This window comes from Pseudidiomarina sediminum DSM 21906 (genome assembly GCF_000423165.1).
In the GTDB taxonomy this organism is placed as follows: domain Bacteria; phylum Pseudomonadota; class Gammaproteobacteria; order Enterobacterales; family Alteromonadaceae; genus Pseudidiomarina; species Pseudidiomarina sediminum.
The window spans coordinates 1,351,699-1,376,817 of record NZ_KE383983.1; the positions used below are offsets into that span (position 1 = coordinate 1,351,699).

General features: G+C 50.0%; 23 protein-coding genes and 1 tRNA gene. 10 read left to right on the forward strand and 14 right to left on the reverse strand.

Going from position 1 to position 25,119, the window contains the following annotated elements:
• The first annotated feature begins 8 nt into the window (after positions 1–8).
• The 4 genes from G535_RS13605 (at position 9) to G535_RS0111840 (ending at position 5,000) form a co-directional block, all read left to right on the forward strand.
• On the forward strand, positions 9–1,613 hold the full coding sequence (locus G535_RS13605; protein ID WP_034728122.1) for a DUF3413 domain-containing protein: 1,605 nt from the start codon (positions 9–11) through the stop codon (positions 1,611–1,613).
• Between the two features lie 74 nt (positions 1,614–1,687).
• Positions 1,688–1,764, forward strand: a tRNA-Pro gene (locus G535_RS0111830).
• Positions 1,765–2,404: 640 nt separating this feature from the next.
• On the forward strand, positions 2,405–3,919 hold the full coding sequence (locus G535_RS0111835) for a DUF6883 domain-containing protein (protein WP_026862247.1): 1,515 nt from the start codon (positions 2,405–2,407) through the stop codon (positions 3,917–3,919).
• Positions 3,920–4,541: 622 nt separating this feature from the next.
• A complete protein-coding gene (locus tag G535_RS0111840) occupies positions 4,542–5,000 on the forward strand; it encodes a hypothetical protein (protein ID WP_026862248.1) in 459 nt (152 codons plus the stop codon).
• A gap of 139 nt (positions 5,001–5,139) precedes the next feature.
• On the opposite strand, the gene G535_RS13610 is transcribed toward G535_RS0111840, so the two are convergent.
• From G535_RS13610 to G535_RS0111875, 7 genes are all read right to left on the reverse strand, one after another.
• Positions 5,140–6,513, reverse strand: a complete 1,374-nt coding sequence (locus G535_RS13610) for a GTPase/DUF3482 domain-containing protein (RefSeq protein ID WP_051207200.1) — start codon at positions 6,511–6,513, stop codon at positions 5,140–5,142.
• Complete coding sequence (locus tag G535_RS0111850; RefSeq protein WP_026862249.1) at positions 6,506–7,783, reverse strand: DUF2868 domain-containing protein; 1,278 nt, start codon at positions 7,781–7,783, stop codon at positions 6,506–6,508. The genes G535_RS13610 and G535_RS0111850 overlap by 8 nt, the downstream gene beginning before the upstream one ends.
• Positions 7,784–7,871: 88 nt before the next feature.
• Positions 7,872–8,108, reverse strand: coding sequence for a hypothetical protein (locus tag G535_RS0111855; protein WP_026862250.1), 237 nt, complete (start codon positions 8,106–8,108; stop codon positions 7,872–7,874).
• A gap of 71 nt (positions 8,109–8,179) precedes the next feature.
• Positions 8,180–8,521 carry a YbjQ family protein gene (locus G535_RS0111860; RefSeq protein WP_034728125.1) on the reverse strand — a complete coding sequence of 114 codons (342 nt, stop codon included), beginning with the start codon at positions 8,519–8,521 and terminating at the stop codon, positions 8,180–8,182.
• Complete coding sequence (locus G535_RS0111865; protein WP_026862252.1) at positions 8,518–8,964, reverse strand: zf-HC2 domain-containing protein; 447 nt, start codon at positions 8,962–8,964, stop codon at positions 8,518–8,520. Before G535_RS0111865 ends, G535_RS0111860 begins: the two co-directional genes overlap by 4 nt.
• Positions 8,961–9,458 (reverse strand): RNA polymerase sigma factor, encoded by a 498-nt coding sequence (locus tag G535_RS13615; protein WP_051207202.1) that lies wholly within the window; start codon positions 9,456–9,458, stop codon positions 8,961–8,963. The genes G535_RS0111865 and G535_RS13615 overlap by 4 nt, the downstream gene beginning before the upstream one ends.
• 117 nt (positions 9,459–9,575) lie before the next feature.
• Positions 9,576–11,402 (reverse strand): ABC transporter ATP-binding protein, encoded by a 1,827-nt coding sequence (locus G535_RS0111875; protein ID WP_026862253.1) that lies wholly within the window; start codon positions 11,400–11,402, stop codon positions 9,576–9,578.
• Between the two features lie 110 nt (positions 11,403–11,512).
• Here G535_RS0111875 and G535_RS0111880 point away from each other — a divergent pair, with 110 nt between their 5' ends.
• The 3 genes from G535_RS0111880 to G535_RS0111890 are packed head-to-tail and all read left to right on the forward strand — an operon-like array spanning position 11,513 to position 14,471.
• The gene (locus G535_RS0111880) at positions 11,513–13,180 is read left to right on the forward strand and encodes a carbon starvation CstA family protein (RefSeq protein ID WP_026862254.1); all 1,668 of its coding nucleotides are present in this window, start codon (positions 11,513–11,515) and stop codon (positions 13,178–13,180) included.
• The gene (locus tag G535_RS0111885) at positions 13,177–13,449 is read left to right on the forward strand and encodes a cory-CC-star protein (RefSeq protein WP_026862255.1); all 273 of its coding nucleotides are present in this window, start codon (positions 13,177–13,179) and stop codon (positions 13,447–13,449) included. Before G535_RS0111880 ends, G535_RS0111885 begins: the two co-directional genes overlap by 4 nt.
• A complete protein-coding gene (locus tag G535_RS0111890; RefSeq protein WP_034728128.1) occupies positions 13,449–14,471 on the forward strand; it encodes an ArsA family ATPase in 1,023 nt (340 codons plus the stop codon). The genes G535_RS0111885 and G535_RS0111890 overlap by 1 nt, the downstream gene beginning before the upstream one ends.
• Here the strand turns inward: G535_RS0111890 and G535_RS0111895 are convergent.
• From G535_RS0111895 to G535_RS0111905, 3 genes are read right to left on the reverse strand one after another with little or no spacing between them, the layout of a single operon-like run.
• Positions 14,468–15,067: a YqaA family protein gene (locus G535_RS0111895; protein ID WP_026862257.1), complete on the reverse strand. Its 600-nt coding sequence runs from the start codon at positions 15,065–15,067 to the stop codon at positions 14,468–14,470. The genes G535_RS0111890 and G535_RS0111895 overlap by 4 nt on opposite strands.
• Positions 15,064–16,431 (reverse strand): M28 family metallopeptidase, encoded by a 1,368-nt coding sequence (locus G535_RS0111900; protein ID WP_026862258.1) that lies wholly within the window; start codon positions 16,429–16,431, stop codon positions 15,064–15,066. Before G535_RS0111900 ends, G535_RS0111895 begins: the two co-directional genes overlap by 4 nt.
• Positions 16,432–16,440: 9 nt before the next feature.
• Entirely contained in the window at positions 16,441–16,893 is a 453-nt protein-coding gene (locus G535_RS0111905) for a hypothetical protein (protein ID WP_026862259.1), read from the reverse strand.
• Positions 16,894–17,038: 145 nt separating this feature from the next.
• Here G535_RS0111905 and G535_RS0111910 point away from each other — a divergent pair, with 145 nt between their 5' ends.
• Genes G535_RS0111910 through G535_RS0111920 form a run of 3 tightly spaced genes read left to right on the forward strand, consistent with a single transcriptional unit; the run spans position 17,039 to position 21,869 of the window.
• Complete coding sequence (locus G535_RS0111910) at positions 17,039–18,190, forward strand: efflux RND transporter periplasmic adaptor subunit (RefSeq protein WP_026862260.1); 1,152 nt, start codon at positions 17,039–17,041, stop codon at positions 18,188–18,190.
• A gap of 4 nt (positions 18,191–18,194) precedes the next feature.
• Positions 18,195–21,302 carry an efflux RND transporter permease subunit gene (locus G535_RS0111915; RefSeq protein WP_026862261.1) on the forward strand — a complete coding sequence of 1,036 codons (3,108 nt, stop codon included), beginning with the start codon at positions 18,195–18,197 and terminating at the stop codon, positions 21,300–21,302.
• Between the two features lie 48 nt (positions 21,303–21,350).
• Complete coding sequence (locus G535_RS0111920) at positions 21,351–21,869, forward strand: DUF2937 family protein (protein WP_026862262.1); 519 nt, start codon at positions 21,351–21,353, stop codon at positions 21,867–21,869.
• Here the strand turns inward: G535_RS0111920 and G535_RS13620 are convergent.
• The 4 genes from G535_RS13620 to G535_RS13625 all read right to left on the reverse strand — a co-directional run bounded on the left by G535_RS13620 (position 21,866) and on the right by G535_RS13625 (position 25,081).
• Entirely contained in the window at positions 21,866–22,207 is a 342-nt protein-coding gene (locus tag G535_RS13620) for a hypothetical protein (protein ID WP_051207204.1), read from the reverse strand. The two genes, G535_RS0111920 and G535_RS13620, sit on opposite strands and share 4 nt — an antisense overlap.
• A gap of 56 nt (positions 22,208–22,263) precedes the next feature.
• Positions 22,264–22,827, reverse strand: a complete 564-nt coding sequence (locus G535_RS0111930; protein WP_051207206.1) for a YgjV family protein — start codon at positions 22,825–22,827, stop codon at positions 22,264–22,266.
• Between the two features lie 77 nt (positions 22,828–22,904).
• Complete coding sequence (locus G535_RS0111935; protein ID WP_026862264.1) at positions 22,905–24,569, reverse strand: M28 family metallopeptidase; 1,665 nt, start codon at positions 24,567–24,569, stop codon at positions 22,905–22,907.
• Positions 24,569–25,081 carry a DUF192 domain-containing protein gene (locus G535_RS13625; RefSeq protein WP_126775131.1) on the reverse strand — a complete coding sequence of 171 codons (513 nt, stop codon included), beginning with the start codon at positions 25,079–25,081 and terminating at the stop codon, positions 24,569–24,571. The genes G535_RS0111935 and G535_RS13625 overlap by 1 nt, the downstream gene beginning before the upstream one ends.
• Between the last annotated feature and the right edge of the window lie 38 nt (positions 25,082–25,119).

Below are 25,119 nucleotides of genomic sequence, written 5' to 3' on the forward strand. Positions count from 1 at the left end.
GGCAATTTATGAGACAACGTAAACAGCGCCGCGACAAAATAGCGCGACTGATCAGTTGGGGCCATTGGTTTACCTTCTTTAATATCCTGCTCGCGCTAGCCATCGGTACGTTGTACATCGAAGCAGCTGAAACGCCCGCCTCGTTTTTGGGCGGCTTTTACATGCTGATCAGCTGGCTGGGGCACTTTGCCTTTTTGCCCTTTGTTGTCTTTATCCTGCTTATTTTCCCGTTTTGCTTGATTGTGCCCTTTTCCAAAATCTTAAAGGGCATTGCCACCCTGGTCGCCGCCTTTGGTTTGGTTGCACTTGTCGCCGACGCGTTGTTTTTCCGCCAATACGGATACCACTTTAATACCTATTCACTTTCACAGCTCGCACTCGATGCTGAATCGAACTTTACCGGCGCAAGCTTCTTATTATTGCTCGGTTTACTCGGTATTTTTGTGGTCTTGCTGGTGCTCGAGCTTGGCGTTGCCAACGTGGTCTGGAAACGCCTCGATACCCTGCGCGAAAAGCGTTGGGGGCCCTCAGCCGCGGCGGTATTTGTGCTGTGCTTCCTGACCAGTCACAGCTTGCATATTTGGGCCGATGCGGTGTTTTATGCCCCCATTACCAAGCAAGATGACTTATTCCCAGTCAGTTACCCAACCACCGCCCGTACGCTAATGAGCAAACAAGGCTGGCTGGTTGAAGAGCGCCTGCAGGCGACCGATCGCTTGTTAAAAGAAGCCGCACAGGTGAACCTAAACTATCCACCGCGTCCGCTGATGTGTGCGCGACAGCCGCACACCGACGACACCCTGGTGGTGGTCTTTAATCAGCTTACCGATGCCCAACAACAACAGATTGCCCGTGAATTCCCACAGCTGAACTTGTCGCAAACTCCTGTGGTTGGACAACTCTCACCACTGGGTGGTGCGTTTGAAGTGCTGTATGGCCTCGCCGATATTTACGCTAATCAAATCTTTAAAGAGCAGCGCCTACCGACTTTCTGGCAGCAACTCAATGATTATCAGATTCAAGTGCAACTTGAAGGTGACTTTGCAGCTTTTGCCTTACCTGAATACTTACAGCAACAAGCTGAGATTGCCTACCGCGATACCATCTCAGTACGCTTAAGCACCAGCTTAGACGAAGCATTACGCGCCGAAATCACGGCCGCACTCGCAAGTCACAAGCGTGTGCTCATCACCGCGTTAACGCCCAGCCATACCCTCGGCGCCGGCATTGAAAGCTATGCCGTGAGCAAAATGCAGGTACCGCTGTATTCCAGCAGCGCGATGAAGCTTGCCGAACAAGAGCTTATTTTACTTACCGACCTAATGCCGACGGTGGTGTCGTACTACATGAACTGTTCCGATGGTGTGCAAGCCTTCGCGACCGGTAAAAACATGCTGCAAGCACATGAACGGCACTTCCCGATCATGACCAGCTTCAATCGTACCTTGGTGGTTTATGACCGCGACAACACGACGGTGATAGGTACCGATGGCCATATGCAGAGTTTTGACAACACGACCTTCGCTGAGCGTCCAAGTAGCTCGCCAGCCACCCCGGTCTTGGTCGATGGTTTGAAGCACCTGCAGCGCTTTAACAAAAAATCTGACGAATAATTCAGCAGTTAACGGGGCAATCCTGCCCCAATGCTTGTTTAATTCATCAAAAGCAGTAATATAACGCCCTCGGTCGGCGTGTAGCGCAGCTTGGTAGCGCACTGTCATGGGGTGTCAGGGGTCGCTGGTTCAAATCCAGTCACGCCGACCAATTCTCTCAACCCTCTCCACTATTGACTTACAAGCCTTTAAGCATTAAAAATGCGTCCATTCTAAACAGCTAGTAGAGCACCGTAGGGTCACCTTTCAGGTCACTACGAGCCTCGTACGCATCTAAATTGAGCATTAGTAGAAGAATGGATAAGAAGCACCTTAAGCGTCAATCATCTGGCTTGTGGCTCTGCAGGCGCCCCCCTAGACAAGTACAACTCAGCGTACATACAGTACACGCTGCACACTCACAGCCATCATGAAGCTATCATCAATCGCGATAAGGTAAACGCTGATATTGAGATGGAGCTAGATCACGCTAAGCAAGAAAACACGGACAAGTCCAAGTTCTTCTAGTCAAAAAACCTGTGGGGTTCTCAATGCAGAACAATCCCGTAGCCCCCTGTGGGGTGCAGGTTACAATCGACTTATCGTGATGAAGCCTTATAACTGACGTTTCGATTTCTTAACGAACTATTTAGTTCTGTAACTTATTGGTTGTATTGCTGTTAGGCTAATTGAAACTCTCTCAGACTACCCCACCCGTTAGTATCGGCTCAAACGGTATTACGTGCTCCGTTGCATAAAGTGAATAATCATGTTTAATTTAACCCTCTTACATGATGCTATGGAGTTGACTCTTGGACAAAGGCTACGCTTTCTTTTTCGACGCTGAGCACTCAGAGCTAGATTGCTTTTATGGGCCGCCGTGCACTTCAAAAGTAATCAATTCGTTAATTGAAGCTGACTCCAATGCTAATACCCATGTTCTAAGAGGCGACCTTCTACCTCACTCTTTGGCTTATCAAATATCAAGTGTGTCAACCGACCCATCAAGTAAAGGTGGAGTCTCTCAAACTTACTCAGGAAACGACGAACTTCATCAGCTGATACTGTGCGATTTAAGCGATTCATTCTCGGGAGAGTGGAACACACTAAACACTTTAACTTTTCCTTATATTTTGGGCTTCAAGCGAGTTTGGACTATTGTTCTGCCTACTATCTCTCCTCAAGCAGCCAAGACGATTGACTCAAAGCTTCAATCATTTGCTCCTTATATTGGTGCGGCCACAATAGATACTGGCAACCCCTTACAAATAAGGCTTTTTGACCTTGTTGGCGGAGTGTTCGTACAGAGCGCCCGAGTTTATGCTCTTGAAAGTGACTCAGCTTCACTTCTTCGGGACAAACTTCCCTCAAAAATTACGGTGAATATAATAAACGATTTGCTCTTTGATAAACTGTCTCCTCAGCCTTTACAACCAACAAAAACCTCATATAGAGGAGTGCTGAGCGTTAATAGAATCAAAGGCAAAAGTCAGCTTACTCATAATCAAAAGCTGGCACATGCCCTGCTAGAATTCGCTAAGAATAACCCTAATGCAATTATTTCATTTGATACCTCGATTACAAGCGCGAAGCAATTCGTCTGGGATAACGCCAAGTTTACGCGCTACCTCCTAAATCTAGAGCACGAAGAAGGAGGTCCAAAGGCAAAATTCTTTATCGAAATATTAGGTATAGAATCAAACGACTGGCAATATCTTGCTGACCAGATTAGTTCATCCTTAAAGCATGGGTTAATTGTTAGCGTTGAATTAAGTGGTTACGGTATAAAACATACTGTCTTTAGTCAGATAACTGGACGCAATGGTAAAACAGTAATAATTCGTTCAGTTTGGCAAATGAATCCAGACGGTTCAGCACGATTCATTACCGCGTATCCAGAAAAAAGCGAGAAACAGTCAGATTATCGGTCTCCTCCCCAGCATATATGCCCTCCATACCTTATAGGTAAGGAAAGGTGGGAGTATATTTATAATCAGGCTCATAAAGCAGGTGAGGAAGCAGCTCTTGAGTGCGTCCCAGTACCAATGAGACTCTGCGGTCACTCTACTATTTTTGAGGGCGTATGTGGCTTTGCATGGGTCACTATTCCAGATATACGAAAAGGATTTGCTAAGTGGCTGAAAGATAAACATATTGGAGTTAAGAGTTACAAGGGAGGTTGGAGAGTGGATGCAGATCCCGTTCCAAGCGATGACGTTACTTGGGACTTACAATCTCTAGAACCTAAACGCGCCTACGCCAGAGCTTTCGCAAACGTCTTAAGAAAGAACGAGATCGCTTGCGAAGTCCATGAAAGGATTGACTGAACCTGTTTTGAATGAATTTTGCACTCTAATTTCGGCTACAAAATACACAAGTATCCAGTCATAAGCAGCTTGAGCTGATAACACTGAGATATACAAGTTCTCTAATTGCTAAGCAAGCTATACCTAGCCCCCCAGGAATAAAAAGATCATTGAATCAGTTTTAATTTTAATGTCTGGAGGACTAAAATCAGGTCAATAATAAAACCGCCAGATGGGCAGAAAAACCAACAATGCAAGTCATATTCTGGACGCACATCCTGCTTATGGTACCGGACTGTGTTAGGCTCGAATGAGCCCCGACAATTAACAATTTACCCAGCACTAGTACGATTACGTCCATAAATATCTATCTTGCCTAATCTAGTCAACTCATATTAATTCCAATGCACTGACCTAGCGGTTGGTAAGTCCTCTACGCTCTAGTTATCGCGTCAACCAAATGTTTATGTTGAATGGATCTTATAAGGTAACCCCCATTCAATTCTGACATTACAACATAGAGACAGAGGGATTAATTAACAAGGATATAAATATTTTATTAGACATTAAACATAGTATAAAAATACAATAACATTTGTCGCTATTATAAGTTTACACAGCTGCAATTGGAAAAGGTTTGTATATGTTATCAACGATTATTAAAGAGTTGATTGTTGTTTTTATGGTAGGATTTCTACCCTTATTCACTGCGTATTGGTTAGGTGGAATTGACCAACTGAACACAATCGTAAGCATGCTTTTAGCCCAAGATTTTTCAATGATTCATGCTGTTATATTGTCTTCAATTTTTTTTATAGCCAAATTTTTAAACCATTATATATATTTTAAAAAAGACAACCAAAGAAAGTTCGTATCAGGCGCTTGCGCTATTTTTGAAGAGGTTGGAAACTCGACTCTAACTATAATCCGTGTCGGCGCCGGTGTTCTAATTGGATTCCCTATACTGTGGCTAATTTACGACATTGATACATTTGACTCATCAGGCGCTGTTTTCTTTTTGTATGGAGTTATAGCCTTAATCGATGCGTGCTTCTTATCGATGATCCACGACTATATTAAAAATAAATGGAGAGCTCATTAACTCAGGCCTTTATTAAATATCTCCCCCACTAACCTATAAGTTATTTTTTTGGCCGAATCCTTCGAAGGATAATTGCCTTAAATTAAAAACAACACATCCTGCGTGAAAACACTGCACAGCAAACTTGAATAGTGCTGCGCTACGCAGGCGCTGCGAGCAATTGTGTGAGCAGGTGCTCTAGATCGCGGCGGATGGCGTTGCGATCTGGGTCGGGTGCGCGCGTCAGCAACGGCTGTAGGTGTTTCTCAAGCTGTTGCGCTTGGGCTTTACTAAAGCGGTGTTGTTCGCTGATGTTCACCGCGGTGGTGGCCGCATGGCCACGTTGGCTTAGCTGCTGCACTAAGTACAGCTGGCGGGCGGCGATGGTCACCAGCGCCACCGCATCGATGTGTAACACGCGCTGACCTTGAATGCGTTCTTGTAGTTTACGGCCTAAGTGCCGCCAACTTTGGTACAAGCCTCCGGCAGCGGCGCCCAGTGCGGTGCCAAGGCCAAGACTTAAGCCCCCAACCAGTACGTCGACGCCAGCGCCGGCTGCAGCGCCTGCACCAACACCAAATCCAGTGTCTTTGCCCCAAGCTTTTAACGTGGCTTGGTCAAACAAATCGTCTTGCCAGCGCCCAGCAGCGGCATCAAGGTGATCGAACAAAGCGTCTTCCGGCAAAAATGCAAAGCGTGCCAAAATTGCATGGGTTGCGTGTTGCTCTCGTGCGCGGATCTGTTGCTGGAAGGTCTCCACAGCACGACACTGTTGCGCCTCACTGGCATCCGACGCGATGCTGGCATGCTGCGCAGCGACATCCATCAGTAATTCTGCGATCACCGTTAGGCTTTGCGCCACGCGTTGCTGGCGTTCCTGTTCGCGTTGGGATATGAGCTGTTGAATTTCGCGTTCGGCACTTGGCAAAACCGTTGCCAAACTTTGCAACAAATAACGCTCGCCACCTTCAGGTGGTGCTACGGAATCAAACGCCACCACCACGTGCAAGCCGAGCTTAGCTAAGGCGCTGCGCCATTCTTCAACGCGGTTATTGGCGCTCGCGGTAAAATTTAATACAGGTAATAACGGCCGCCCGCAACGTGCAAGTATATGCAACTCATCTTGATATTTCGGCAATACTGGATCGCGACTGTCAATCACATAAAACGCTGCATCTGACTGCAACAACTGCCGTAATACCTTGGCTTCTTGTGCATAATAGGCATCGGCCGCAGGGCTTTGCAGGAAGGCACGAATTTGTGCCGGTCCGTCATGGCGATACTGTTCTTGCTGCTGTTCTAGTTCGGCAAATAACTCCGAGCCTGACTCCAGCCCTGGCGTGTCATAAAAGCTGAATAATTGGCGCCCTTCCACCCAAACACCCTGCGCAACCACCGAGCGCGTGGTGCTCGGTCGGGTAGCCACTTCACCGAATTCGCGGGTATAGAGTAAGGTGCGTAACAACGAGGTTTTACCAGCATTGGTATGGCCAACCACGGCCAACTGCACGATCGCACTCGTTTGCTCAGTCATAGTTCACCTCATAGCGCTGTAACAGTTGCTGCCATTGGGCCCGATAGGTATCCCCTGCGGCATCGATCAGTACTACCTTAAGAGCTTGCGTATACGGCGCCAACGAGGCCAAGTAGCGCATGCTACTGCGATCTGGGGTCAAACTGCTGGCGACCCGTAAGGTTAAGTGAGCCACGGGCTGTGCCTGTAGCTGCTTTAGGAGTGCTTGTTTTTGCGTATAACTCGCCACCACGCCCCAATAGCTCACCGCTGCGTTCCAGCTTGGGTCCGCCTCATAATCAAGGCTGGCAATAAGCTCGCCCTCGCCGTGACGCGCATAATGAAACACCAACTGCTCCGCCGCATCGCCGGCGTCGGCATCCACCACTTGCGCGCCACGTTGCTGCGCTTGTAACGCTTGGCTGACGCGATAATAACCGGGCTCAGACAAATCTAACCCTAGTTGCGTCAATCGATACGCCCAAACCAACATGGCGCCAAGCAAACAGAGCATGCGCGGCAACAGTGCATAGGTTAAAACACAGAGGGTTAACCAACGGCCAGCAATGGCAGAGAAATCAGCGGTCGAGGTGGTACCACCTTGCTCCGGCACAGCAACACCGAATAACACTTCAGGCAGCCAACCGATGAGCTGCGCCCATTGCATCAGCTGCGGTTGCTCTAGAATGGTTGTGGCCCACCGAAAGGCATAGTCGTTAAAGCTTAAATACAGCACTAAGGTGGCCGCGCTGAAGGTGGCAATCACCAACCAAAAGCCGTGGGTGACGATGGCCATCAATGGCGTTAACAAACGCTGGCGTTGGCAATGCTCGACCCATGAGGCCGCAAGCGCGGCTTGTTCAGGTTGACGTTGGAGCCAATACATCAGTTGCAGACCAAAGGCGGTAATACCGCGTGGTTTGCTGCGCCGCAGCGCAAACAGCGCCCACAGCAAAAGCATCATGAGGTTCGGTAGTACCAGCACCCCCACCGCAAACAATAGCGAAATGGGTTGTGCTTGGCTGAGTAAGGCTTGGGTTGTGCCGATGCCCAACAATGAAGCCAGCACACCTAACACTAGAGTCAAGAGCCGCCGCGACTGATGCCAACGCTGCACATAGGTAAGTTCATTACGTTGTATGGCGCACCGCTCAGCGCGCTGCAACACCTGTTGTTCAAGGGAGTGTTCTGCATTAAGGGGCTGATCCAGATCGGTCGGATGCACCTGCGCAACGTCACGCTGCCGTTGATGCTCCGCCAGCCAAAACCGATCAAAATGAGATAATTTCAACGTAATCCTACCCTTACCTTAACGAGATCTTGGTAACGATACTGGAGGGTGGCGGCAAGGTAAAGACGTTTACGCCCCTTACGGCCCATTACAACTGCGTGCGCTGTGCACACGTGGCCGACTGTAAGTCGGGCGCCACGGCAACATAATAGCCATGCGGACATTTGAAGGAGAGCTCGGTTGGATCTTTTTTATTTTTCGCGTTGCGTTTCAGATCACCGGCAACATTGCCAAGATCGACGTCGGGCAACAAATGTGAGCCAAAACCGTAGTAATAGTGGTAAAGCGCTGCCGCAAAAATAGCTAGGATCAGCAATTTACGCATGTAATCTCTCCCCCTTTCAAACCAAAGCCACCGGCGCCACGAGGCCTGTAGCGCGACGCCGATGAATGAGTTTAGTCGAGTTCGTCGGCCTTGGCGAGTTTTACCGCAGTGCCATACACCAACAACTCTGCTGCGCCTTGTGCCAACATTGAGGTGGTAAAACGTACCCCAACAATCGCATCGGCATCGAGCATACGCGCTTCGGCAACCATACGATCTAACGCTTGCTCACGGCTTTCGGCCATCAGTTTGGTGTAATCAGTAATTTCACCGCCCACCACGTTACGAAATCCGGCCAAAATATCACGTCCTAAATGCCGCGCGCGAATGGTATTCCCACGCACCAGTCCTAAATCTGCACTGATGGTCGCGCCAGCGACGGTTTCTGTCGTTAATACTGGAATATGTTTCATAGTTTTACCTTAGTGTAAGGGTCTGATTTTGCGTGTTGCAACCGTTGTTTAAGCACGTTTAAAAAGAGCGCCAGCAAGCTAAAGCCAACCAGACTCATCACTACCTTCAGCCACACAGGACTGTCGGAGCCGAACCAAAAGCTCACGACACCAGCCACGGCTAAAATGAGGCCACAGATCAGCAATACCCACCAAGCGATAAGATTCACCCGTTGCGCGCCGCTCGATTCTGTCACCAGCTGTTGCTGTTGACGGTGCGTGAAATCAGCCTTTAAGGTGCCGCGTAACGCGCTCAACTCTTGATACACTTTGCTGCACTTTGCACACGCCGCCAAATGCAGATGCAATTGCTGGTGTTGCTGTTGTGTGAGCTCATTATCTAATGCCCCACTAATGAGCGGAGCGATCGCTTCGCAGTTCGGGTCATAGGTATCGTCACTCATTGAGACTCTCCCATACGTCGTTGAAGTTCTTTTGAAAGTGCCAGACGCGCCCGGTGTAAGCGGGACATCACGGTACCTTCAGCCACCCCTAAAATGTCTGCGATCGCAGCGTAACTGCAATCACTGAACTCGCGTAACACGAGAATATCGCGCTGCTCAAATGGCAATGCGGCCAACGCCTGATGCACTTCGCTGTACCCTTCTTCGGTGGCCGTTGATTCCGCCGTTGCTGAAGTAAAATCAAAGCTATCATCGTTGCTTAACTTGCGTTGCTTACGCAGGCTGTCGATACAACGATTGCGCACCACTTGGAACAACCACGCGCGACAATGTTCAGCGCTGGGAAACTGCTCCGTGGTCAGCGCTGCCTCTAAACTATCTTGCAGCACATCAGCGGCACGCTGTTGACAACGAAAATAGGATTCCGCAAGCACCTGTGCGCCAGCAAGATGGGGCTGTAGTTGTTGAAAGCGTTGTTGATGCCGTTTTTGCATTCCGTCAATCTTCGTGTAGTTGCACCTGCCGAACAAACAATGGTAGCTGCTTCGCCATAGGGTAGTTATAAAACGTATGAGCCCTTGGGTTTATTCCATTTATTTTTCACTTTGCCATTATTCGGCGATAAAGCCACCCGATTGGCGCTGCCAAAGGCTGGCGTATAGCCCATTGTTGGCTAACAACTCTTGATGGGTGCCCTGCTCGATAATACGGCCCTCATCCATCACCACTAAGCGGTCCATGGCGGCGATGGTCGACAAGCGGTGGGCAATGGCAATCACCGTTTTACCTTCCATCAAACGGTAAAGGTTCTCTTGAATCGCGGCTTCCACTTCCGAGTCCAAGGCCGAGGTGGCCTCATCGAGAATAAGAATAGGTGCGTCTTTTAACATCACCCGCGCTATGGCGATACGTTGCCGCTGTCCGCCCGACAGTTTCACCCCACGCTCGCCCACATGCGCGTCATAACCACGACGGCCCTGACTGTCCTCAAGATCGGCAATAAAGTCGGTCGCCTCAGCCCGTGCCGCTGCAGCCTCAATCATGGCGTCACTGGCATCGGGACGACCATAAGCGATGTTGTCACGCACCGACCGATGCAACAGCGAAGTGTCTTGTGTGACCATACCAATATGTTGCCGTAAACTGTCTTGTGTCACTTGGTCGATGGCTTGTCCGTCAATGCGAATACTGCCACTGGTGACATCGTAAAAGCGCAGCAGCAAATTGACTAAAGTTGACTTACCCGCGCCAGAGCGCCCAACCACACCAATCTTTTCCCCGGCCTCAATGGCGAGATGTAAATCACGCAACACTGGTTTGTCATCGGAGTAATGAAAGTCCACATGATCAAAGGTTACCGCGCCAGCAGAACACGCCAGCGGCTCGGCGTCAGGAGCGTCTTGAATCACTTGCGGCACGGAGATACTTTGGATGCCGTCTTGCACGGTACCGATGTTTTCAAACAGCGCCGACACTTCCCACATGATCCATTGGCTCATGCCCCACAACCGCATCACTAAACTCAAAGCCACAGCAATGGCGCCAACAGATAACAGCTCATCTAACCACAAGGATATCGCCAACGCCGCGGTACTAAACAACAACAATGAGTTGAGCGCATACAAACACACGTAAAGTTTCGTCACTAACCGCATTTGTTTGTGCACTGTGCCTAAAAAGTTGCTCATTCCTTCTTTGGCATAGGCACTTTCGCGTTGGGCGTGCGAGAACAGCTTTACCGTTTGGATATTGGTATAGCTATCGACAATACGCCCGGTCATCACTGAACGGGCGTCGGCTTGCTGGGCTGCGACCTTGCCTAAACGCGGCACAAAATAGCGCAACAGCACCAAGTAACAGGCCAACCAACCTAACAATGGCAGCATTAAGCGCCAGTCAGCCGCGGCAACGATGATCAAGGTACCAATGAAATACACACTGACGTAGTTGATGACATCCACCAACTTAATCACACACTCACGCACCGCTAACGCGGTTTGCATCATTTTTGTCGCGATGCGACCGGCAAATTCATCTTGATAAAAGGTCAGCGACTGGCGTAGCAAATAGTTGTGAACCAGCCAACGAATACGCATGGGGTAATTCCCCAGCAAGGTTTGATAGGTCACCAGCGAATGCCCCACCACTAACAGTGGCAACACTAAGAGCACCACAACGCCCATACCGATAAGCCATAACTGTTGATCGGCAAGAAAGGTTTCGCGCGATTGCTCGGTCAACCAGTCAACAATATTGCCAATAAAGCTAAACAGCCACACTTCTGTTAACGCGATGCCGGTCATAAGCAGTCCCGTCAGCGCGATATAGGGCCAAGCGCCACGCGTGTAATACAAACAAAAGGCGAGGAACTTCCGTGGCGGCTGCTCGTAACAGGGCTCAGGAAAGGCGTTTAAACGATTTTCAAACCAACGAAACATAATGCCCCTTACAAGCTATACTTTTGTCGAATGTTTGTGCAGTAGTGAGATGCCGTAGTATAGGCCTCGAAATTGAAATTCCATCTCATCATATACAAAAAAGGTGTTTTATGAACGCTATTTTACTGATGCTCTTGGGCTTAGGCGGCATGCTGCTGGGGTACCTGTTCTACTCAAAGTTTGTGGCGGAAAAAATCTATAAACTCGATCCAAACTTTCGAACCCCAGCCCATGAATTTGAAGATGGGGTGGACTTTGTGCCCACCAATAAATATGTGCTCTGGGGACACCATTTTACCTCGGTCGCCGGTGCCGCACCTATTATCGGCCCTGCCATTGCCGTTATTTGGGGCTGGGTACCTGCTTTTTTATGGGTGGTGCTGGGAACCATCTTTTTCGCTGGCGTGCACGATGCTGGGGCGATTTGGGCGTCAAACCGCAACCGCGCGCGCTCGATTGGCGCCTTAACCGGCGATGTGGTCGGCAAACGCTCGCAATCGCTCTTCATGATCGTCATCTTTTTGGTGTTATTGATGGTGAACGCGGTGTTTGCTACTGCTATTTCCGGGTTGTTGATTAACTTCCCAAGCTCAGTAGTACCGGTATGGGGAGCGATATTCGTCGCTTTAATTATTGGCCAGTTTATCTTCCGTAAATGGTTAAACCTCGGCACCGTCTCTGTGATCGGCGTGATCGCCTTGTATGCCCTAATCATCGCCGGACCAGAAGTGCCGCTGAGCCTACCCGAAACCGTAATGGGTGTTTCTGATAATGCCACCTGGATCCTGATTCTGTTCCTTTACGCAGCTATTGCCTCATTACTGCCCGTCTGGATGCTGTTGCAACCGCGGGATTATATCAACGGTTTGCAACTCTTTATTGGCCTATTTTTACTCTACGGTGCGGTTCTGCTCAGTGGTCCCGAGCTGGTGGCGCCAGCCTTTAACACCGCTACCCCGGAAGGCACGCCATCCATCGTGCCCTTGTTGTTTGTCACCATCGCCTGTGGTGCGATTTCAGGCTTTCACGGCTTAGTCGCATCAGGCACGACCTCGAAGCAATTGGACAAAGAGACCGATGCACGCTTTGTCGGCTATTTTGGTGCTCTGGGTGAAGGCTCATTGTCCTTGGCTACGATTATCGCTGTAACGGCGGGTTTCGCAACCTTGGCCGATTGGCAGGCGGTATACCATAGCTTTGGCCAAGGTGGGGTGTCGGCATTTGTCAGCGGTGGCGCGCGTATTTTGCAAGAAGGTTTAAGCCTTGATGTCGAGATCTCCGAGACCTTGCTCACCGTGATGGCCGTTCTGTTCGCCGGCACCACTATGGATACCGGGCTACGGCTACAACGTTACATTTTCCAAGAATGGGGCGCGATTTATAACATCAAGTGGATGGAAAAAGCCGCACCGGCCACCCTCCTCGCCGTTGCCTCCTGTTTGATTCTTGCCTTTGGTGCCGGTGGCGCGGACGGTTCCGGCGGCTTAGCCATTTGGCCGCTCTTTGGCACCACCAACCAATTGCTCGCAGGGTTAACTTTGTTGGTGATCACCGTGATGCTGGTACGCTTAAAACGGCCTATGTATGTCACCTTACTGCCGTTGATTTTCCTCTTGGTGATGACCATTTTTGCCTTACTGATCCAACTCAAAGGCTTCTATGATGCCAGTGATTGGTTCCTCTTCAGTTTAGATCTATTAGTGCTTATTGCCGCGATTTGGATTGCCCTTGAGGCCGCGGGCGCTTTAAACCGCGCCAGAAAGGAGCAACAACCGTGAAAATAAAAGCCATTCGTGCATGGCTGGCGAACGCTAGTGAGCTCGCCAACCACTATTACAATGCGCCCTACCGCGCGGCGGTGGCACGCGCCAAGCGGGAGCAAGACGATCTGTTTATGCTCTATGTGTATAGCGAACTCATGGGCATACCAAACCCCGCAAGTTACTACACGCTTGAGTTGCAGCCGCTATTATTGGAGCAATTCCATGACTGGCATCTGCGGATGGGCATGGAGCATTCCCCCTTTGACGAGTTTAGGTGCTGTTAATGACATTTTCTTGGCCTAACGATCTGCCGCCGATCCTGTTCCTCGGCGGTAAAGGCGGTGTTGGCAAAACCTCGGTCAGTAGCGCTCTTGCGCTTATTCTCAGTCAAGCCGGTCGGCGGGTGTTACTTATCTCCACCGATCCGGCCCATAGTCTAGCTGATGCCTTTGCCCAGCCGATCGGCGCATCCCCAACCGCCATAGCAACAAACTTAGATGCGATGGAATTGGACCCCGAGCAACAAGTTGAAGCTCACATTAGTGAGGTGCTTGCGGCGATGAAAGATTTAACCAAGCCATCGATGTACCCACAGATTGAGCGTCAACTCAAATTGTCGGCACAATCACCTGGAACCCAAGAAGCCGCCCTACTTGAAGCCATGGCAACCTGGCTCGACAACTTTCAACACGCAGGCTATGACCATGTGATCTTTGATACCGCACCGACCGGCCATACCTTACGTTTGCTGATCCTACCCGAAGCCATGGCAGCATGGACCCAGGGGTTATTAAAGCACAGCGAAAGCGCGACACGATTGCAGGGAGTGGTGGATCATCTAAGTGCCTCCCGTCAACACAGCCCGCGGCACCCACTCGCCGAGCCCCAACAGCATGGCACCCAAGATCTGAGTGAACGCCAGCAACAGATTGCCGCGCGCTTACGACAACGCCAACAGTTGTTCCAACGGGCGCGCGAACGGATTAAGGATAGCAAGCAAACTGCGATTGCTTTTGTGCTCACCCCAGAGAAACTGTCGATGTTAGAAACCGAACGCGCTGTGACACAGCTGCAACAGGCGAAACTGCCTATCGCAGCGTTAATTATCAACCGCAACCTGCCGGCGCATGCCGATGGCGTGTTCCTGCAACAACGGCGGCAGCAAGAAGAGCAGTATCAACAGCAAATCAAAACGTTGTTTGCGGCGTTACCGAAAACATTTTTGCCCTTGTTCGAGACGGACTTACAAGGCTTGGCAGGGTTACAACGCTTGGCGACAGCGTTACAACAGGCAAAGTGGTGCTAAACCAGCACCACCAAGAGGAAGATTGCGATACCGGCAAGCAACGCACCAATGCCAAGTCGGGTTTGGTAATTTTCCCACCAATGCAAAATGCGCTCGCCAAGCCAATTGACCAGCAAGGCTAAACCGTAATAGCGAATGCCACGGGCGATCAACGAGGCTAGCATAAACAGCACGTAGGGATAATCTGTGCTGCCCGCGGTTAACATGCCCACTTGAAACGGAATCGGGGTAATGCCAACCAACAACAAGGTAATGAAGCCATTTTCACTAAACTCCTGCTGGAAGTTCTCAAAGGCTTGTTCATACCCAAAGAAGGCCAAGACCCACTGTCCCGCGGTATCGAATAAGAACATCCCGACGCTGTAGCCAATGGTTGCACCCACTAAGCAGCCCGCTAAGGTTGCTGTAGCGATCGCGAACCAGCGCTTGCGCTCGTGAATAAGTAAGGGGATCAACACCAGCTCCAACGGCACTGGGATAATTATCGACTCGAGCATCGACAATACGAAAATCATCCACAGCACGTGGTTAGACGCTAGAATGCGTTCCAGCCAACGGTTGGCCTTCGCATTATTACTTTTTACTTCTGTTGTCATTCGCCAAACGCACCCGCAGCTCCAGGAAAGACCACTGGACTCTCCATACCATCGTGGCTGACACTGGCCACACCGAAGAAATAGTTATCAATCACAATGTTTTCAAGGGTGTACTCTGTTACCTTACCCACCTCGCGACTGTATTCCCAATTCGGCGCGTCGGTGTGCCGCCAATAAATTTTATAGCCTGCCACATGCGCTTGTTCCGCGGCGCTTGCGGCTTGCCAACGTAACGTTGTACTTGGACGAACGGCGCCCTCGATACTGACCCCAGCCGGAGGGCTCGGAGCCCAGGACATTGCCGCTAAACTTACAGCGTTGAGTGCGGTAAGTTTGGCGGCGTAGTCGAAATCAACACCATCAAGCGTATCACCATAAGTGATCCCATTCTCTTCGCGAAGGTCTTGGTGCTGGCGATGGTAGTTCTCGTTGGTTTCCATGATCCGCACGCCCGGGTACCCCAAGTCATTAAACGGCCGATGGTGGCCGCCACGACCAAAACGATCTAACCGGTACACCACCATAGTGTCGAGGTTCGGAATATAACGATCGGCCATAGTGTCAATGTAGCGCGCTAAGTTGCGACTCGGCGAGTCCACTTCGCCTCCAGTAAAACGACGGCGTCGCGCCTCATCTTCGGTTTCCGTCATCCGCGTGCCTTCGGCAAAAATACGGGCGGACGTATTATCGATAACGCCATTAATACCTTCGACATTGCCGATCATATCGTTGTTCAATACCGCTTTAATACGCCATCCGTCCCGTTGCGCCTGCGCGGCCATAATTTTACCCCCGAAGAGCCCCTGCTCTTCACCGGCTAACGCAGCGTAAACAATGGTCCCCGCGAACTGATACTGACTGAGCACCCGCGCAGCCTCGAGCGTTCCCGCCACACCAGATGCGTTGTCATTGGCACCGGGCGCATCTGCAGTAGCGTCCATGACATCCGAAACCCGTGAATCGATATCGCCAGACATAATCACATAACGGCTTGGATCAATCGTGCCGCGTTGTACCGCAATAACACTGACCACTTCTGTTGCGTCGGGAATGCGTGGCTCGTCTGCAATGACGTCACTTTGAAAATAAACCTCCAAACAGCCACCGCAATCCTCTGAGATACGCTCAAACTCGGCTTTTATCCAACGTCGTGCCGCACCAATGCCCCGTGTTTCCGAAGCTGTTTCGGACAAAGTATGTCGGGTGCCGAAATTGACCAACTGGGTAATATCACGCTCAATGCGTTCAGCAGAAACAGCTTTCGCAATGTCGTGCAAGTGTTGGTCATTTGCTTGTGCTGGCGCGAATGCGGTAACGACAAAACCTACGCCAATGGCAATGCCTGAACGTCTTAAAGCTGTCATGTTAATCTCCTACATTGATGCTGGCGCACATGCCTCTGCGGTATAGCGCAAACGAAACAATTTTTGACCGCTTTGATCAAGGTACTGAAATTCCACAAAATCGGCTTCTTCACGATAAAAAGCTAAGGCATCGCCTTGGCAATAAGCCGCAAGCATCTGCGGTTCAATTTGCGCTTGGATGTCTTCAATATCGTGGCTGTAACGGTCAATTTTAATCAAACTATAATAGAAGCGCATGCCGTAATTAGCGGCTTCGGCGCGTTCAAAACGCGTGTTGCGATCAAGCAGACGCGGTAGATCTCGGTTGAGTTGTCCAGACATCTCAAGTAACTCGGTATACAGCGCATTTCGCGCACTTGAGCTAAGCTTATCGTTTGAACTATGCCAAACTTGTATGGCTAGAATGCCCAGACCCAACACAACGAGCCCAACAATGAAACTTAACTTAAAAGGTTTCGACATAATCTGTTACCAATTACCAAACGTAGTCCCAAGAAATTGACTCTACGCGCTTACAAACATTCATGTATGTATGTATAATCGCGTTGAAGAAAAATAATGTCACTAGCACGCAATGCTAAACAATATAATTATGAGGTAGTTATTCATGCGTCAACGTACCCTATCACCGATCGCAGTCGCTGTCCTAACTGGCGCGCTCTTCGTCGCTGGTTGCAGTGAAGGTGAGCAAGCTCAAGGCCCGCAGCAAGCACAAATGCAGCAGCAAATGACCGTTGGTGTGGTCACCCTTACGCCACGCGAAGTCGACTTACAAGTCAACTTGCCAGGCCGGGCAACAGCATTTCGTACCGCTGAAGTTCGCCCGCAAGTAAGTGGCATCTTGCAACAACAGTTTTTTACCGAAGGCAGCGAAGTAAAAGCTGGCGAACCTTTGTATCAAATTGACCCAGCCACGTACGAAGCAGCGTTAGCTGCGACCGAAGCTGCGGTCGCGCAAGCAAAAGCAAGCGTGAAATCGACCGGTGCCCGGTTTAATCGTTTCAAAGAACTGTTGACCGACAACGCCATCAGCCAACAAGAATACGATGAAGCGGAAGCGTCTTATTTGCAAGCTGAAGCGGCGTTAAAAGTTGCTCAAGCTGAGCAACAGCGGGCGCGCTTGAACCTAGAATACACCAAAGTAGAAGCACCGATCAGTGGCCGTATTGGTCGCTCGTTGCTTACCGAAGGTGCTTTAGTGAGCGTTGGCCAAGCCCAGGCGATGACCACCATTCATCAGCTTGACCCGATTTATGTCGACATTCAACAAAGCAGCGAAGACTACTTGAAACTGCAACAAGCGATTGCACAAGGTCATATCGTTACTGACGAGAATAACCACGCAGCGGTAAAACTTTACGCCAACGGCTCACAGCAGGTACTCGCAGAAGGCAAGTTACTGTTCAACGAGGTCACCGTACAACCAAGCACGAGCGCTATTACCCTGCGCGCCCAGTTTGAAAATGCGGATCGCAACATTTTGCCGGGCATGTACGTTAACGCTGAAGTTGCCACAGGTACCTTGACCAATGCCCTTCTTGCGCCACAAGCAGGCGTCAGTCGTGACCCACGCGGTCGCGCGATGGCGCTGGTGGTTAACAAAGAAGGCCAAGTCGAAACCCGTTACATCGAAGTCAGCGGCACCTCAGGTAGCGACTGGATCGTGCGCTCAGGGCTTAACGCCGGTGACCAAGTAATTGTCGAAGGGTTGCAGAAAGTTCGACCTGGAATGCCAGTGAAAACGGAAGAAGTGAAGTAAAACTATGGCAAAATTTTTCATCGATCGTCCCATTTTTTCATGGGTGATTGCAATTATCATTATGCTTGCGGGTGGTCTTGCGGTAACGCAACTGCCGGTTGAGCAGTACCCGGAAATTGCACCACCTACCGTTCAAATTAATGCAACCTACCCAGGTGCAACCGCCGAAACATTGGAACAGAACGTTACCCAAGTTATCGAGCAAAACCTTAATGGTATCGATAACTTACAGTACTTTTCTTCGACCAGTGATTCAGCGGGTAATGCCAGTATCACCCTGACCTTTGCCTCTGGCACTGACCCGGATATTGCTCAGGTGCAAGTGCAAAACAAACTGCAATTAGTGGTGCCGTTACTGCCACAAGCTGTGCAGGATCAAGGCTTGGTCGTTGCGAAAGCCAACAACTCGTTCTTAATGGTTATTGGTTTGATCTCCAGCAACCCAGAAGTGAACCAGATTGACTTGGGTGACTACATTGCCAGTAACTTGAAAGACCCGATCGCACGTACACCTGGTGTGGGCAACGTGCGTCAGTTCGGTTCACCTTATGCCATGCGCATTTGGTTAGACCCGCAAAAACTGACGCGTTATAACCTGACCACGCAAGACGTTGTACTGGCGTTACGTGAGCAAAACAACCAAGTGGCCGCAGGTCAAATTGGGGGTACCCCAGCACTTGAAGGACAACGTTTAACCTCGTCAATTATCGCCCAAACCCGTTTGGAAACGATTGATGAGTTTGAAGACATCCTTTTGAAAGTGAACCAAGACGGCTCTTCTGTCACCATCGCTGACGTTGCCCACGTTGAGTTGGGCGGTGAGAACTATGCCACTGTCGGTCGTTACAATCGTCAAGCAGCGTCAGGCCTAGCCATTACCTTGGCGACCGGTGCGAACGCGTTGGATACCGCTGCGGCCGTAAAAGAGACTGTCGCCGAACTCGAGCAGTACTTCCCAGAAGGGGTTGAACTGGTCATTCCATACGACACCACCCCATTCGTCGAGATCTCGATCACTGAAGTGGTCAAGATCTTGTTTGAAGCGGTTGTGTTGGTCTTCTTATTGATGTTCTTGTTCTTGCAGAACCTACGTGCCACCGTTATTCCAGCGCTTGCGATTCCGGTCGTATTGCTGGGTACCTTTGGCATCATGTCGGTGTTCGGGTTTAGTATCAACACCCTGACCATGTTTGGTTTGGTCCTCGCCATCGGCTTGTTGGTGGACGATGCGATCGTTGTTGTTGAGAACGTTGAGCGTTTGATGAGCGAAGAAGGTTTATCGCCACGTCAAGCAACCATCAAATCAATGACCCAGATCACCGGCGCCCTCGTTGCTATCGGTTTGGTCATGGCTGCGGTATTCGTGCCGATGGCCTTCTTCGGTGGCTCCACGGGTGCGGTTTACCGTCAGTTCTCGATCACTATCATCTCAGCGATGGCACTGTCAGTATTGGTGGCGATTATCTTCAGCCCGGCGCTCTGTGCGACCATCTTGAAGCCGATTGACCACAATGCTCCGAAAAAAGGTCCTTTAGGTGCCTTTAACCGCGGCCTCAACCGCCTGACGGCGCGTTACACCGACTCGGTACAAAGCATCATTAAGCGCAGCGTGCGCTTCGTCTTGATTTACCTTGGTTTGGTGGTTGTACTTGGTTTCTTATTTGCGCGTATGCCGAGCTCGTTTATTCCAAACGAAGACCGTGGTGTCTTCCTAACGCAAATGCAGCTACCTGCAGGGGCTACGCAAGAGCAATCGCTGGAGACCATGAAGAAAATTGAAGACTACTTCCTTGATGAAGCTGACGGCATCCGCTCGATCTTCACGGTAGTTGGCTTTAGTTTCAGCGGTCAAGGCCAGAACTCAGGCTTAGCCTTCGTACGTATGACCGATTGGGAAGAACGTACCACGCCAGAGTTGCAAATCGATGCCATTATTGGTCGTGCGATGGGCTATTTGAGTACGCTACGTGAAGCTATGGTGTTTGCCTTTAACCTCCCGTCAATTCCTGAACTAGGTACAGCGAGTGGTTTTAACTTATACCTACAAGACCGCGCAGGTTTAGGCCATGACGCCCTCCTCAACGCTCGTAACCAGTTGTTGGGCATGGCAGCCCAAGACGAGCGTTTGGTTGGTGTTCGTCCAAATGGTCTGGAAGATACGTCGCAATTCCGAATTGACGTCGACTTCCAAAAAGCCAAAGCGCTCGGCTTGTCGATTGATGCCATCAACGGCACCTTAAGTTCGGCCTTTGGCTCCACCTACGTGAACGACTTTATCGACCGTGGTCGGGTCAAGCGCGTATACGTACAAGGTGTTGCTGAAGCACGGATGAAACCAGAAGACCTTGGTCAATGGTACGTGCGGAACAACGTTGGTGAGATGGTGCCATTCTCAGCCTTTGCTACCACCGGTTGGGACTTCGGTCCACAACGTCTTGAGCGTTACAACGGTGTTCCAGCGATGAACTTACAAGGTGAGGCAGCACCAGGCTACTCATCAGGTGACGCCATGCTGGCCATGGAAGAACTCATCGCGCAACTACCAACAGGTATTGGTTACGAGTGGACGGGTATCTCGCTAGAAGAAAAAGTATCCGGCGACCAAGCACCGATGCTCTATGCCCTTTCACTGTTAATCGTGTTCTTGTGTCTATCGGCGTTGTATGAGAGCTGGTCGATTCCGTTCTCGGTCATGTTAGTGGTACCCCTTGGTATCTTCGGTGCGGTGATTGCCGCAACCATGCGTGGCCTTGAAAACGATGTTTACTTCCAAGTAGGTCTGTTGACCACCGTGGGGGTTTCAGCGCGGAACGCCATCTTGATTGTGGAATTTGCCAAAGATTTACAAGCCCAAGGTAAAGAACTGTTGCAAGCGACCTTGGAAGCAGTACGTCTACGTCTGCGCCCAATCTTGATGACCTCTTTGGCATTCACCTTTGGTGTCTTACCATTAGCGCTCTCGACAGGTGCTGGTGCGGTCAGTCGTCAAGCCATCGGTACCGGTGTTATTGGTGGTATGGTTGGCGGTACCTTATTGGCCGTATTCTTCGTACCATTGTTGTTCTACATCGTGCGACGCACCTTCCCACCGAAGCAGCGTCTAGAAGACTAAACTTGCCCATGCTAAGGTTACCTCTCGTCCCGGGAGGTAACCTTTCTCATGATTTACCGTTACTTTGTTCTTACCCTTACCGCGTGTGCACTCTTATTGGGCATCCAAGCCCCTAACCTTTTGACCCAATACCAACAGCGGCTCGCAGCGCAGTATGCCGAAGCCAAAGTTTACTATGACGACTATCAAGTGATTGCCGATCGGTATTTCGAGGGTGAGCTTGACGCTTTAATCGCAGCCCATGAAAACAGTAACGAGCCCGCCTTTCGCGACGAAGCAGCGATTATTCGTAAACTCGTCCAACGCATTACCGCATTCGAGCGCCAACAACAATTACAGCAACAAAGTTACCCGGCGCAACTTTGGGCGTTAGTTTGGCAACATGATGAAGAGTTATTGCAAGGCACGCTCGAACAGTACAGTTTTAATGTGCCGCTGACGCAAACTGCGTTGGCCACAGGGGCGTTAGTAGCACTGGCGTTTGCGCTGTTGAGTGATGTTTTGGTCGGCGGGTGTAAACGCTTAGGACGACGTTATAAACGTCATCCTAAGACGTTGAAGCATTAACGCGAGGTATCGTCGTTTTTGACGGTGTATTCAGCATCAATAACGGAGTCGTCAGCACGATCGCTCGCTTGCTGACGCTGCTGCTGGTAACGCTGTTTGGCGTCACGCTGCGCTTGTTGTGCGGCTTTGTTGAATTGCCACATTTGTTTAATTTGACGACGTTTACGCCATAACACAGGCAATAATAAAATCCAACCGACTAACAAAAAGATCAGCCCCAATCCTAGCGCGACCACTAAAAACAATCCGAACAGAAGCCAGCTCAAGACGATCATGAACGGGTTTGCGCCAGCTTGCGGTTTGATTTTTTCCTGCCATTGGCGAATGTATATAAGCATAGTGTCCTACATTATTGTCGATGACCTCTTAGGAATATTGAGGTCAAATCGTGAAATTACAAGCGCTGCGCGCGGCGATCCTGTAACAATTTAAGAATGATGCTACTTAGATTAACAATATTGAAGATGGTTCCAGAAATACTCCCGACTAAAATGGCGTAACTCAAACCTAAGACTTCAGCCAATAAAAACCACCGCCGAATGCGGCTCGGGTCATTCAGTTTGATTGAGCCCACAGTGAAAATAATCGACGAGCTATAGGCAACCCAAATGGCCCAATGACTGGGCTGTTCAGAGAACACGACTTCTAGCCCCGTTGCGCCCCATTGCAAGGCAGCAATAGGAAACAACCATTCCACCACTAAACACAAAACATTGAGCAGCACAAAGCCCCACAACACCACCGGGCCCTGCCAACGTAAGGCGATAAAGTTACGTAATACTGCCATGGCGGTGACGACCCCACCTGCAATGGCATCTAACATAAAAAAGTGTACCGACAGCGCGCCCAAAGCGAGTGCCGAAACCACCCGGTAGCGATCCGCGGTGGGTTGACGATAAGCAATAAAATTAGTGATCAGCGCGACCACGCCAAACCATTCAGCAAATGAAAGCAACACCCCTATCCTCTTAGGATTTGTTAGTGACAAAAAAGGCGGTAACCGCAGTTACCGCCTTTTCGCAAATCACACGTCAATTACTGACGTTCTGCAGCACTCTCATCGCGAATGCCACGGAACTCGTTGCCGTTGTACCAGTTTGGCCAATCGCTAGAGTTCGCTAGCTCATTACCGACCCAGTAAAACAACCACAAGTCTTGCTGCACACCACGCAAGTCCCAGCTTGGATCAAACTCATCCGCTGGCTTGTGATAGGCAACTTGTACGTACTGCGCACGCTGTTGCTGACCATAGGCTTTACCCTTTTCAAAGTGATCGACGCCACCTTTGGCATACAACATAGGTACACCTTTCTTAGCCAAGTTAAAGTGATCTGAACGATAGAATGAACCGGCTTCAGGCGTTGGTTCAGGAGCAACATAGCGATCTTGTTGTTCAACGTATTTAGTAAGGTACTCTTCAAGCTCAGAGTTTCCGTGACCTACCACAACCATGTCCTGCATTGGGCCATAAACGTTCAACACGTCCATGTTAATGCCTGCAACAGCTTTACCAAGCGGTAACAATGGGTTGTTCGCATACCATTGAGAACCGAGTAAGCCACGCTCTTCGGCAGTAACCAACACAAATACAATGGAGCGCTCTGGCTGCGGTTGGCTGGCGAAGAACTCAGCTAATGCCAACACGCCTGCAGTACCTGTAGCGTTGTCTTGCGCACCGTTATAAATCGGGTCGTCAGAAGCAATTGGATTCATGCCTAAGTGATCCCAGTGCGCCATATAGATAACATGTTCTTCCGGCGCTTTGCTGCCTTCAATATAAGCAATCAAGTTCGGTGAGTTAAGGTACTCGAAATCGGTTTTCACGTTAACTGACATTGCGGTTTCAAGCGGCACCGCTTTGAAGTCAGGTTGTTGTGCTTGCTCACGCATCGCTTGGTACGATGAACCTACGCGCGCAAAGAGTTTGTCTGCCGCATCACTGCTGATCCAACCTTCAATTTGCGTACGATCCATGTTTTTATTTTCGCGCGCTAAATCAAAGCGTACCGGAGAGCCACCGGCAACAACGCCCCAACCATAACCCGCAGGACCGGTGTCATGAATCACCAAGACACCAGCGGCGCCCTGACGCGAGGCTTCTTCAAATTTGTAGGTCCAACGACCGTAATACGTCATTGCTTTACCGTTGAAGACTTCCGGATCACCTGAGTCGTAGCCCGGGTCATTCACCAAGACCACCACGGTTTTACCTTCGACATCAAGCCCTTCGTAGTCATTCCAACCAAATTCTGGAGCGACAATACCGTAGCCCGCAAAGACTAACTCGCTTGCTTCAAGGTTTACCTCTTCTTGCACGCGCGGTGACCAGGCCATCATGTCTTGCTTATAAACAAACTCACTCAGGTCGCTGTTACTAAAGCTAAAGTTCGATACGCTATACGGCGTCATTTTAACCAGCGGTACTTGTTGCTGATAATCAGTACCCTCTGGATTAAACGACTTGAGCCCCCAGCTGCGGAATTTCTCTTCCACATATTCGACCGTCAACTGTTCGCCTTTACTGGCCGGTGCGCGCCCTTCAAATTCATCTGAACTTAAGGTTTGCAAATAGTCTCGGTAGTTCTCATTGAAACTATAAGGGTCAACGTCGACATGCGGCGCTGCAGTTGATTCAGGTTCACTTGCTGGCGAACATGCAACCACCAGCATGCTTGCGGCAAGTACCGAAAGTTTTTTCATTAGGGGGTCTCCTCGTTATTACATTGTTTGAACTGGGTGCCCAGCGTAATACCATGTTGTTTAAAATAGCCCGCGGGCATTTCTACGGCACTATAGTAAGCTACACCGGGATTGTAAGTTGGGCAGTTGCGCGGATTCACGCTGGTACACGGCTGCATGGTGAATTGCTTCACCACTTTCATTTGCGCATCAAGGTAGGCAATGTCGAGCGCAATTTTGGTGTTGTGCATCCAAAAGCCCGAGTAGCCGGGGCGTTGCTCATCATAAACAAACCACATGCCATGATGATCTGCCAACTCGGTGCGATACATTAAACCACGAGCACGTTTACCAAAGGTATCAGCAACTTCAAGGGTGAGCGGCGTCGCCGCTGAGTCCGCCAAACACAACTGAGCCACGGTGTAGGAACACTGCCCATCCGGCTCCGTGGTGCATTGCTGTGCGAAAGAAGCTGTCGGTAAAGATAAAGCGAAAAGAGCTAAACTAAATTTGAGCGAAGTGCGTACGGTCACGAAACGTTACCCTATTTGCTAGCAAATGACGCTCAGTA